The sequence below is a fragment of the Algoriphagus aquatilis genome (assembly GCF_042657405.1).
GTDB classification, from domain to species: Bacteria; Bacteroidota; Bacteroidia; order Cytophagales; family Cyclobacteriaceae; genus Algoriphagus; species Algoriphagus aquatilis.
The window spans coordinates 1-11976 of record NZ_JBHSKS010000009.1; the positions used below are offsets into that span (position 1 = coordinate 1).

Consider the following 11976-nt stretch of genomic DNA (forward strand, 5'->3'; position numbering starts at 1 on the left):
GAGCTGTACTTTAGTCGGATAACCCATATCTAGTCTAATAACTAGATACAATATCCATAAAAAAAGGCCATAACTCCAAATTATGACCTACTTTTTTTCATCGACTAGTAAAGAGCCAAACATCAGTGGCCCACGGTTTAAACCGTGGGCCAAGAAAATGTAACTTTTGTTCCCCCTTCACATACTTTCTCCAGTTGTGCTGCTCCTTGAATCCAAGTACTTCTTTGATTTTTCGGTTGGAGAAAAGTGCCTCGTGCTCTTCCAATTCCCGTGTCAAGGGTACTCCGGGGAAAAAGCGTTCTGCCAGTTCCTTGCTTGGGATAATTGCTCCATTGTGATCATTGCCGGCATTGAAGACCTGATAACCCAAACCGTCTTTTTGCAAACACAAATCCACGATCTGACCCAGATCACGGGCATCGATGTAGCAGAAAGCATTGCGACGGCGAACCTCAGGGTGCTTGAAATAGTGTGGGAAAAGGGACTGGTATTCATGCGGCTCGATCACGTTGCCGATTCGGAGGGCATAGATGTCTACTCCTGTTCTTCGCTGGAAAGCTCTTGCAGTTTGCTCATTGACTACCTTCGAAAGGCCATAGCTGTCCATGGGATTGACATCGTAGTTTTCATCTAAAGGCAGGTAAGCAGGGTCTGTTTTTCCATCGGAAAAGCAAATGCCATACGTTGTCTCAGAGGAGGCAATGATGATTTTTTTGATACCCAGTTTCACAGCCGCTTCGATGACATTGTAGGTACCAACGGTATTGACGCGAAAAGTCTCATTGTCCGGCTTGATCAGGATTCTTGGTACAGCAGCAAAGTGAACCACCGCATCAAAGGCTGGTACACCCGTACCAGGCTCCATTTCGTCAAATCCTGCATACATGCTCATGGCGTTAAACATCTGCCCGGAATCTGTAATGTCTGCAGTAAGGTTGTCCACACCGGGATGGTTGAGAGGAGTGAGATCTACATTCATGACGCGATGACCTTGCTCTTGCAAGTAGGGTATGACGTGCCGTCCGGCTTTTCCGGACCCTCCTGTAAAGAAAATACGCATGGTTTTAGGGTAAGATTGGGGTGAGTAGTTTAGGATAAGTTAAGGTTTGATCTATTCTTGGGTTTTGTCCAACTCAAGTTACATTCTGATTATAGGATTTAAATTTTATTTGAATATCCGCAATCTTACCACTAGCCAAGTCATCGGTTCTAAAGATCGCGGATATTCGTCGACTGACCACGGACGACAGTCCACCGCACATCTAAATGGACTTCAAACCTTGTCTTATTTGGTCAATGGTAGAAAAGCGGATAATCAGAAAATTTTAATTGGGAGAATAACTTACAAGACAGGCAATGACTTATTTTTTAGCAATCTATTCCAAGTTTTCCAGAGATTCATTCACCTGAAAATACCCCAATCTTCCACTGCGACATTCTAATAAAACAGCTCCTCCCTGACTCTTTTTTACGATTTTTTTCAAATCCTCAAGGGTGTGAATTCTTAGTTTATTCGCCTTGACGATAAGTTCGCCAAGAGGCCACTCCATCTCATCAGCCTGAGTGCCTTGGTAAATATGGGTGACGACCAAGGTGGGTTTTTCCTGATCGATGGTTTGCAACATCTCCAACTGAGCTGCGGGGTCCACTTCCTGAATTGCCCGGATAATTTCAAAACTCAGGGGTTGAATGATCATGCCAAAAATCTCTAAGTATTTTCTGTCATTCAAAATCGGGATAGAAGTGATGCCTTTTTCAGGATTTCGCATGGCAATGGCTTTCGTCTTGTGAATCACCCCATCTCTCTGAAAGACGATCTCCGTGGCCTCACCGATGGGCACGAGTTTCATGACATCATAGATGTTTTTGTGTCGATAGAGTCCGTCTTTTCCTATGACTATCCCGTGTCGGTCAAATTCCATCTTGTTGATCGAAAGGATGACATCCCTCGGTTTGATTTTGGCTGAGTCCAGAAATCCATTCGGCAACACTTGGGATACGATCACCCCTTTAGCTTCCGACTGCTTCAATAGCGGATTAAAGTTTTCAGCATTCTTCTGCAATTTTCCTCCGATGTCGGCAAAGTGAGGTTCATTGAGCAAGAGTAGGTTTTCGATGATGATTTTCACGAAACTGGCGGGGGTGATGAACCCGATGTTTTCAGCATCAATCATTACAGCCGTATTCAGTCCCACTACTTTGCCGTCTTCGTTGACGCTTGGGCCTCCCGAATTGCCGGGATTAATTGCGGCATTGGTGACAAATCGCTCTGTGGTATACTCTGACCCCGATATGAAATTAGTGATTTCGCCGCCCGTGATATTGGGTTCGATCATTCCCATCGGGTATCCGATTGCTTTGATAGCCTCCCCTCGGGTTGGGCTTTTACCTTCTTTCAGTTCGAGGTATTCGATCTCTTGGATAGCCAGTTTTTTAAACCTAATCAGTTCTTTTTCAGTCAGTCTGATCAAGGCTACATCCGGTTCCAGCTGTTTTACCAATCCGACGACCTCTGCGTCAAAGCGTTCTTCGCTGGTAAGCATGGAGCTGATTTTAACTTTCACCGCATTTCGCACCACATGGGCATTGGTCACGATGTAGCCCTCTAGATCCTTGTATTTCACAAAAAATCCCGATCCAGACCATACTCCTGGGACTTTAATGGATGGATTTAAGACTGATTGGATGTCCTCTTCGATGTAGCCTTCTACGAGGATTTGGACCACCCCGCTCATCATTCTACTTGCACTGCTGGTAAGTTTATTTTTTGACTTTGGCATAGGTTATTAAAAATAGGGATTTCTGGGAAAGCCTCGTAGAATTCTCGAAGGGGAAACGAAATGTGTCTGATTTAAATAAATAAAGGATAAAAAAAGAAGCGTAGCCCCATGGATAATTAAGTAAAGTCGTATTGAAGAAAAAGGAAAAGTGGTAAAGTGCATTATTTACCTTTTCCGGCAGTGCCAAAGCTGGACACCGTGTCCGATGTGTGAAGTAATGGGATTTGCTTTTAGCCCATGATCATCCCTACAAGTAAGGTTATGGAAATGATAAGGGTGAGGAGAATTAGTGATCGGATCTTGAATTTTGCCTTTGCCCACAAAAAAATAGAGACTGCAGGAATGCCAAAAGCCAATATCAAAAAAGGCAGCCAAAGCAGCTCATAGATAGCTCCCATCAATGCAAACTGATAAACATCCATCACTTGACCGATGCTCCAAAAAGCAGAAGTTCCAAGGCTTAGAAAAAACACCAATCGCTCTGTTTTTTTATTCGGTATTGCATGCTTCATTATGAATAAGTTACTGCTTCAATTTAGAAGGAGCAATTTTATTTCGCAGGTTGTCTGTTTTAAACTCAAATTCTTTGTCCCTGGAGAATGAAACTAAGATTTGCCAATATCGAAGACGAAGTAAATGTTGTGAAATTCTTTTCTAAATACCCTTAATAATGTTCAGGATAGTGGTTGGCGAAGAGATCAAGGCAAATGTGTTAGTTGTGGATCTCAAGAAAAATTGGAATTTGACCACGTTATTCCTTTTTCAAAAGGTGGTTCAAATACCTATCGTAATGTGCAACTACTCTGTGAAAGTTGTAATAGACTCAAATCTGATAAAATAGGGTAAGCTTTGTTTAATTCTATTGCGCTTTAAGATTGCTCTGAAGTCATGGGCCTTTTTAGACGACATCAACTTATTCGCTAGGAGTTTGCACTATAATTTTTTCTGACTCGATTTTCATGTCGAGCTTGCCGTTGTATCTGCCACCCATCTCAATCACTAGATTTTCTGTTTTTACATCACCTTCGATTCGCCCGGTCTGCTTGATTTCAAGATGTTTGACTTTCAGATTTCCATTTACTGTACCAAAAACAATCGCCGTTTCTGACTCCAGATTCCCATGAATAATTCCTTTTTCTCCTAGAATTACCCCTTTTTTGATCGATACATCTCCGCTAATCTTTCCTTCTATACGAGCACTGTTAATGCATCGGATGTTTCCTTCACATTCAAAATCCTCACCTAAAATCGTCAGGATTTCCTCTTGGTTTAGCTGGGTAATTGGCGATTTTTGATTTTTCTTGAACATACCTAGTTTACATTAATGAATGTTTTGGGATTGATTTTTTTATCGTTTTTGTGGATCTCGTAGTGTAGATGTGGTCCGCTTGAACGACCGGTAGAACCCACTTTTCCAATGAAAGTATTTGCTTTGACCTCCTGCCCTTCCTTCACCAAAATTTCGGACAAGTGGCCATAGAGTGTTTCATAATCACCTCCGTGACTGATAATGACCAACTTTCCATAATCCCCTTTGTATCCTGCAAATACAACTTTCCCATCCGCTGTGCAACGAACAGGGCTACCATGACGGGCACTGATGTCAAGCCCTTTGTGGGATTCTCTTTTTTCACCGAAAAATGGGTTTGAACGAATGCCAAAGCTTGATGTAATCCGTCCTTCGATGGGTGAACCTATCGGAGTGTTTGAAATGGTCCGTTTGAATTCTTCAAGGTATTTTTCAAACTCAGAATTATCCCCAACTTCTAGCGGGGAATTGAATTTTGGAACGATGACCTCACTTTGGTGAGGGGGTTGGGGGATGCCTTTACTGTCCAATAATTTATTTACTTCAGTGATTTGCCGAGTAATAAAGTCATACTGTCGATTAAGCTCTTGTGAAAAGGTTTTGATCTGTGCATGCTGAGCCTGGATTTCATTTTTCTGTTGAATGAAATAGAGTTTGCCAATCATTACGAATGTGTATATCCCGAGTCCAAGAAAAAGAAGTACACTCACTGAAATGAGCTTCCAATAATCTAGCAAGAAGGTGGGTATCAAGATTGGTTTTTTGAACCTTTGATTGGTATCCACTAGAATAACTGTAGTCTTCTTTATCAGAGTAGGATTTTTTCTTAAAGGAAGCATAGCATCTAAGAAATGATTCTATTTGGAGGTGAATTTCCAAAAAGAGATGTCAACTACTATTCAGAAATACATCTCATTATTCTATGATTAGATTGTTAAACAATTGATAATCAGATAAATAAGTGTATCCAAATTTCAGGCAACTTATACAGGGTGATAGAAGGGTGCCGAAACGGGCCTGATAATACAAAAAATAATCAGAGGATTAAAAAGTTTTTAGCTTTCCTCGAACGCCTAAAGAGAGGATAATGGGTTGATTTACTGTAGAAAATAGGTTTCGTTTAGACCTATAGTTTGATCAATACGCTTCTAAAAAAAAAATAGATCTCCACGATTAAAAAAAATGCTGGACACTCTGCAGATCTTTATCTCCACTAGTGCCCAGCAAATCTTGTAGGTAGCTTTATTCTATTCCTTCACAAACAACACCCCCACACCCTTCTCAGTCGCTAGCTTGTTGAATGCCGGAACGGCGGTTTGGATCAGGCGATCGCCTTCGGCTTTGAGGGGTTTCCACTGCTCCATCAGTTCGGCATAGCGAGCTTTGGTGCCTTCGTTGATTTTCGGGATGGAGCTTTCGCCGTGGTTCATCATGTACATGAAGTTGGCTGTAAACTTATTCGGGAAGTTTTCCACGTCATCGTAGGCGGTAGACTTCCGTTGGATCATGTTTTCATCCCAAGTTTGGATTTCTTTGATGAGGGTTTCAGCAGCGGTTTTCAGGTCTTTGTATTCGGCTTTTTTGTCCAGTCGGCTGACTAGATCCTTTAATTGCTCTTGGTAGGCTTTGGCTGTGTTTACCATGGTGTGCATGGTGGTGACCTCGCTCTCCAGCTGACTCATCCATTCGTGGTAGGCTTGGTAATCGGCAGGTGTCAGGTTGTAACCCAGGATATCCTGGATTTCCCCTTTGGCTTCGGTCTTCACTCCACCACCGCTGAGTCGGAGCGTATATGTGCCAGGAATAGCCTTGTGTCCGGCATAGCTGGATTCGATGTATGCTGTCGGAATACCTGGTACGGTAGGATAGCGCAGGTTCCAGACAAATCGGTTAACTCCCTTTCGGGTGGAAAGCGTAGGGTCTGGGGCTGGACCTCCAGCATAGGCTTGGAAGTCTGGATTGCGCTTGGAGCTAAGCTTTCTTACCAATTCGCCTTTGGCATCGAGTATTTCCAAAGTCAGTTCGGTGCTGTCAGCAAAGGTTTCTGGTAAGTGAAAGTAGATCACCATGCCGTTGGCTGGATTTTGACCTTGGAAAGGATCCGTTCCGGTGAATCCATCCAAATTTCCTCCGTTCATACTGGAATACCAGTTACCCAAAAGGGCTTTTTCTGGTGTGTAGAGCGTGATTTTTTCGACTTTGGCTTGAACTTCTCTTACGGCATTGAGCTCATCGAGGATCCAGTAGGATCGGCCGGCAGTCGCCACGATCAGGTCGTCATGGGCAACTTTCAGATCGGTAATCGGAGTGAGCGGGAGGTTGAGTTGGAAGGAAACCCAATTTACACCACCGTCCTTGGAAATGTACATCCCAGTCTCAGTACCTGCGAAAAGCAGGTTTTTCACTTTCGTGTCTTCCCGTACCACTCGGGTAAAGGCTCCGTAAGGGATTCCTTTGGAGATGTTGACCCAGGTCTTTCCGTAGTCGGTAGTCTTGTAGAGCGCTGGCGTGTAATCGTTGAATTTGTAGCGAGTCGTAGCGATGTAGGCAGTGCCGGGATCGTGAGGGGATACCTCAATGGCATTGACGAGACATTCCTGTAGACCTTTTGGAGTGACATTGGTCCAGGTTTTTCCTCCGTCTCGGGTCAGCTGCACGAGGCCATCGTCGCTTCCTGTCCAGAGTACGCCTTTCTCATGTGAGCTTTCGATCACGTACGCGATGGTGCCGTAGTTTTCGGCACCCACAGCTTCATTGGTATAAGGCACACCGCCTTTTCCTTGCTTGGATTTCTCATTGCGAGTCAGATCTGGGGATACTTCTGTCCAGGTTTGACCCCAATCCTGAGTTTTCAATAATACTTGCGCGGCATGGTAAAAGGTATTGGGTTCGTGCTGGGACCAGATGATCGGTGCGTTCCAGTTGAAGCGGTACTTCATGTCTTTAGCATCCATGCCCAGGTATTGGATCGGGGCGGCCATGATGTTGGTCGAACCTTGAGTTTGCATGTCAAGCACCTCGATCGTGCCCTGATAGCTTCCCCCTAATACATATCTAGGATTATTTGGGTCAAATGCCAAGAAGGCACTTTCCCCTCCTGCAGAATAGCTCCAATGCTCTTGCGTAATGCCACCTCTTCCCAAAGCCATGCTGGAAATCACCACTGAAGTATTGTCCTGTTGCCCTCCATAGATACGGTAAGGCCACTGATTGTCGGTGTTGATTCTGTAAAACTGGGCCGTAGGCATATTGCCTTGAACTGACCAGGTTTTACCTCCATTGAATGAAATCGATCCGCCTCCATCATCAGCTAGGATCAGGTTATTGGCATTTTTTGGATTAATCCATAGGTCATGGTAGTCGCCGTGGGGACCGTCGATGTCTTCGAAGGTTTTGCCTCCGTCGATCGATACTAAGAAAGGAGCGCTTTGCACATAGACTTTGTGCTCGTTCACAGGATCTGCGAATACTTCGATGTAATACCAGGCCCGCTGAGTCAGTCGGTTGCTTTTGTTGACCAAAGACCAGTTTTCTCCTGCGTCGTCGGAGACAAAAAGACCTCCGAGATCCTTGTCGGAATCACTTTCGATGAGCGCATAGACTTTATTGGAATTGGCTCTGGAGACCGATATGGCCATCTTTCCTTTTTCTTCCGGCAAACCGTTGTGGATTTTCTTCCAGGTTTTCCCTGAGTCGGTGGACTTGTACAAGCCCGAGCCCGGACCACCGGATTTCACCTGCCAAGGGAATCGCTGGTGCTCCCACATGGCAGCGTAGAGGATTTCCGGATAATTCATGTCCATGGACAATTCCACCGCACCGGTCATGTTGTCCACGAAAAGGATTTTTTCCCATGTCAAACCGCCATCAACAGACTTGTAAACACCACGGTCTTCATTTGGAGCATGCAAAGCTCCTTGAGCGGCTAGGTACAAGATGTCTGGATTGGTAGGATGGATTTGGATACGGGAAATGTGCTGGGTTTTTTCCAATCCCATTTTTTTCCAGGTTTTTCCTGCATCGGTGGATTTGTAGACACCGTCTCCATAGGAGGTCATCACGCCTCGGGGAGCATGCTCTCCCATTCCGACATAGACGATGTTGGAGTTGGTTTCGGCTACGGCTACCGCTCCTACCGAACCTGTGGTGAAAAATCCGTCGGAGATGTTTTCCCAGTGCTGTCCTGCATCGGTGGTTTTCCAAAGACCACCTCCCGTGGTGCCGAAGTAGTAGGTGAGTGGATCATTGACTACTCCAGTGGCAGCAACCGACCGGCCACCACGGAAGGGTCCGATGTTTCGGTATTTTATCGGTAGGGAGGAATCGTAAGTTTGGGCAGTTGCAGTAATGCTCCCCAGCAGGAGCAAAAAGGCAAGGACTTTTTTCATAAGAAATCGGTGGTTTTGAAAAAGTAAGTTAGAAAAAAGAAATCAGAAGAAGGTTTTGGGATGGTTAAATCCTATTTCGTGTGATCAAATGGCTGTCATGGATAATTATTTAGTCAATCTCGTTTTATTTATTGACTTGAAATAAAAAAACAGTAATTGACCATTCCTCAGGGATGAAAATGGTTCACTAAATTAAGTTTACTAGAAATTACATTCTGTTTTGATGCCATCTTTCCAGTATTCTTTACAGAAGATTTTTCCGTCTTCAAAGTAGTAAATCCATTCACCATCCTCTTTTCCGTTTTTTAACATGCCTTTCCATCGAACATTTCCATTTTTATAATAAAAACAGAATTTGCTCTTCTGATTTTCAAAATCGTAAGTCACCTTGTATTTCAGGTTCCCATTCTCAAAAAAAGATTTTTTAGTAGTAGCTCCCATGACCGTATGATTTTAAATCTGCCTGATAACTTAAATCTATTTCACAATCCCTTTCCAAAGAATTCTTTTCTGGAAATCAATGACTAACTACATGAAACTATACTTTAAAAATCTTGATTAAAAGATATTTTAGGTAATTTAGGTTACTTACCTATTACCTGAAATGGATTAGAATTCTTCCAATTCTTGAGAAGAATGGTCTTCTTTTTTTGTGCAATTCAAAAATTAAATCCAGGATAAATTTTGTTGATGTTGTTTTTTGAGTCACTCCAAAAACAAATTGAGGAGGTAAAAATTGTTTGCTCAAAGGTGGGGCACATAAAATGATTCCAAATGGAAAAGCCCCACCGGATTTCCGGTGGGGCTGAGTTGGTTTAGTTTACTCTGTCAAAAGGGCTTAATTATTACTTCGTTCTCTGCTGTTTCCTCTGCTTGGTGAGGTGGATTCGGTTCTGCCTGCAGGTGCATTTCCCCTGGATGGTGCAGATGATCTGACCTGAGGCTGATTTCCCTGTCTAGAAGGAGCCTCCATTCTTGATTCAGAACCTCTGGACGGAGCGGTTCTCACCTGAGGAGCTGGCTGCTGCCTTACTTCTGAACCTCTCGAAGGAGTTGAACTTCGTGATTCCACTCGTTCCCTAGGGGCTGACTGTGGTTGGGTTCTCACCTGACTTTCTCTGGAAGGTGCAGGCTGGGTTCTTACCTGATTTTCTCTTACAGGGGCGGGTTGAGTCCTCACTTGAGATTCTCTGGAAGGTGCCGGTTGAGTCCGGATTGATTCCTGACGTGATGGCTGGGTAGATCGAGAAGGTTGATTCATTTCTCCACGGTTACGGGTATCAGAAGGAGCAGGTCTCAACTCAATGTCACCATTTCCTCGGGTACCGGATGGAGAGGCGGCTCTTCCTGAGGAACCATTTTGACCATTGACAGAGCGACTAGGCTGATTGCTTTCACCTGCACCAGAAGGATTCACAGTTCTGCTCGCACGGGCTGATCTGGCTTCGGTAGATTCCAATACTCGGGAAGGTCTAGCCTCAGCGTTTCTGCCTCTTGATTCTTCCACTTCAGGACGATACATTTTGACCTCATTTCTTCCCACTGCTGCTCTTCCGGGAGCCTCCGCAGATCTAATGTTGTATACCGGCACCACTTGTCTGGTGACCCGCTCTACTTCCCGATGGCTGGGTCCCGCGTAATAGTTGTGGTTGTTGTAGACCACGGTATTATTGATCACAGTAGTCCGGTTGATGATTTTGATCTTAGTGCGGTGATGCGCATAGGGCGCATAGTAGTTGAAGACATTTCGGTGGTGAATTCGTCCATAAGGGATAAATACCCAATGTCTGGTAGGAATGTTGATCCTCACATTGATCGATACACCCGGACCAAGTGGAGCCCAGCCGTAGTATCCTCCTCCTGATCTCCAGCTTACCCAAGCCGGTGCCCAGTCGTATCCTGGAATCCAAGCCCAGCTCTGATAGTAGTCGTCAAAGTACCACCTTCCGTAATGGAAGGTTGCCCAACCCCAATCGTAATCAGAGACCCAGGTGTTGCCGTATTCGGTCATCACCCAGTGACCATTGGTACCATAAGGATGAAATTCCTCATACACGGCAGGTAACCAGATGTAGCCGTATCTGGCATCTTTGACCCAGTCACCATAAGGAGTGAGCGCATCGTAGAAAACCTGAAAAGATACCCCGCGATAGTAGTTGGATTCGGCTTTTGCGTGGGAGAGATTGCCGAAAAGGAGACCGAAGAAAAGCGCCAGAACTCCGAGTTGATTTTTGCTGAGGAGGGTTTTCATGGTGTTTGTGGTTTAGTGTGAGTAGTGGGTAATTTTGGGTTAGGTTATAGTTGGCTTTTTTTTTTAGATGCAGAAAGCGTTTTTAAGGTTGCATGTGAGTGTTCTAAAATCCTGCCAGTTTTTGAAATTTATTCGTGAACACACGGAATAAGGTTTTGTAAAAAATCACATTTGATGAAATAAAATTTTACTTAATTAAAAAAATTAAAAATGATTTTTTATCTCTGAAAAAAAATTGAAAACGTCTTTGCTCATCCGAAAATAAAATCAATTTGGACGCGCTGCCTTGGAGGATTTTTTTGGCCAAGATTTTTTTGAAAAAATCAGATGATACCCAAGAAAAGGGAATTTTTTTTGGCTCTGTAAAAAGTTGGGCTGAGACTTAAGGTAAAATCAACCGGCTGACCATGATCCCGGATTGGGACTTGTTGCCAAGTAGGTAATCGCTCAGAGGTAGGGTGCTGATTTCAACTTTTTTGGATACCGAGCTGGCATGCATGAGATGGATACGTCCGTTTTGTCGGACTGCGAAACCGACATGCACGATGTCGAGATTTTTCAAAGGAGTAGTAATCGCAATCAGATCACCGGTTTCCAGTTTCGACTCCAACTGCTGGAATTTTTCTTTAGGAATAAAAAAGTAAGGTCTGGTTTTGATGAGGGCTTCCCGTTCTTTGAGTTTTTCGACCAAAGTCAGATCAGCCAACTGAGGGTAAAACCGGGGATTTTCGGACATGAAAGTGGGTTGATTGGGATAGGTTTCTCCTCCGATTTCCTTCGTGATGTCTTTCAAAAGACCCTTTTGCTGGTTTTCATAAATCCAATCGCTGAAATAATGAAGCCGAGAAGGGTACCCGGTATTTTGCCCGTTTAGGTAGCGGAGGTATTCTAGTTTTTCCTCAAATCCTTCAAAGCTGAACTCCCTTTCCCGAATTGTCTGTGCCACAGCCACTACTGATTCGAGGTAAGTGGTGCAATCCAAGCCCATGAGATTGATCACGAGCTTTTCCTCTCCGGAGAGTTCAAGGGTTTTTTCGACATAGGGAGTGCCGAGAAAGCTTTTCCCGATCTCCAAGATTAGGTCTTGAGAAGTTTTTGCTGAAAGTTCGGCCTGGGAAAACTCCTGCAAAAGCCCTTCTAATCTTTCCCTGCTTTCCAAACTGCAAACGGTCGATTCCTGAGCAAATAAGCTCATGGAGAACAACCAAATCGGAAGAATCAGGAGAAGTCGCATTTTGATGTAGAGGA

9 protein-coding genes and 1 pseudogene are annotated in these 11976 nt (G+C 44.1%); 1 reads left to right on the forward strand and 9 read right to left on the reverse strand.

Annotation, left to right across the window (positions count from 1 at the left end; translation table 11 throughout):
- Nucleotides 1-97: 97 nt before the first annotated feature.
- The 3 genes from ACFPIK_RS11945 to ACFPIK_RS11955 all read right to left on the reverse strand — a co-directional run bounded on the left by ACFPIK_RS11945 (nucleotide 98) and on the right by ACFPIK_RS11955 (nucleotide 3292).
- A complete protein-coding gene (locus tag ACFPIK_RS11945; RefSeq protein ID WP_377915530.1) occupies nucleotides 98-1060 on the reverse strand; it encodes an NAD-dependent epimerase/dehydratase family protein in 963 nt (320 codons plus the stop codon).
- Nucleotides 1061-1376: 316 nt separating this feature from the next.
- A complete protein-coding gene (locus ACFPIK_RS11950) occupies nucleotides 1377-2780 on the reverse strand; it encodes a S1C family serine protease (RefSeq protein WP_377915532.1) in 1404 nt (467 codons plus the stop codon).
- Nucleotides 2781-3010: 230 nt separating this feature from the next.
- Nucleotides 3011-3292 carry a hypothetical protein gene (locus ACFPIK_RS11955; protein ID WP_377915534.1) on the reverse strand — a complete coding sequence of 94 codons (282 nt, stop codon included), beginning with the start codon at nucleotides 3290-3292 and terminating at the stop codon, nucleotides 3011-3013.
- A gap of 208 nt (nucleotides 3293-3500) precedes the next feature.
- Here ACFPIK_RS11955 and ACFPIK_RS11960 point away from each other — a divergent pair.
- Nucleotides 3501-3626, forward strand: a pseudogene (locus tag ACFPIK_RS11960) (HNH endonuclease); the annotation flags it as partial.
- A 67-nt stretch (nucleotides 3627-3693) separates the two neighbouring features.
- Here ACFPIK_RS11960 and ACFPIK_RS11965 read toward each other — a convergent pair.
- The 6 genes from ACFPIK_RS11965 to ACFPIK_RS11990 all read right to left on the reverse strand — a co-directional run bounded on the left by ACFPIK_RS11965 (nucleotide 3694) and on the right by ACFPIK_RS11990 (nucleotide 11962).
- Nucleotides 3694-4089 carry a bactofilin family protein gene (locus ACFPIK_RS11965; protein ID WP_377915536.1) on the reverse strand — a complete coding sequence of 132 codons (396 nt, stop codon included), beginning with the start codon at nucleotides 4087-4089 and terminating at the stop codon, nucleotides 3694-3696.
- A 2-nt stretch (nucleotides 4090-4091) separates the two neighbouring features.
- Nucleotides 4092-4754 (reverse strand): M23 family metallopeptidase, encoded by a 663-nt coding sequence (locus ACFPIK_RS11970; RefSeq protein ID WP_377915538.1) that lies wholly within the window; start codon nucleotides 4752-4754, stop codon nucleotides 4092-4094.
- Nucleotides 4755-5336: 582 nt separating this feature from the next.
- Nucleotides 5337-8477, reverse strand: a complete 3141-nt coding sequence (locus ACFPIK_RS11975) for a VPS10 domain-containing protein (protein WP_377915540.1) — start codon at nucleotides 8475-8477, stop codon at nucleotides 5337-5339.
- Between the two features lie 201 nt (nucleotides 8478-8678).
- Entirely contained in the window at nucleotides 8679-8918 is a 240-nt protein-coding gene (locus ACFPIK_RS11980; protein WP_377915541.1) for a toxin-antitoxin system YwqK family antitoxin, read from the reverse strand.
- 397 nt (nucleotides 8919-9315) lie between these two features.
- Complete coding sequence (locus tag ACFPIK_RS11985; protein ID WP_377915543.1) at nucleotides 9316-10728, reverse strand: DUF6600 domain-containing protein; 1413 nt, start codon at nucleotides 10726-10728, stop codon at nucleotides 9316-9318.
- A gap of 382 nt (nucleotides 10729-11110) precedes the next feature.
- Complete coding sequence (locus ACFPIK_RS11990; RefSeq protein ID WP_377915545.1) at nucleotides 11111-11962, reverse strand: N-acetylmuramoyl-L-alanine amidase-like domain-containing protein; 852 nt, start codon at nucleotides 11960-11962, stop codon at nucleotides 11111-11113.
- Nucleotides 11963-11976 lie beyond the last annotated feature (14 nt).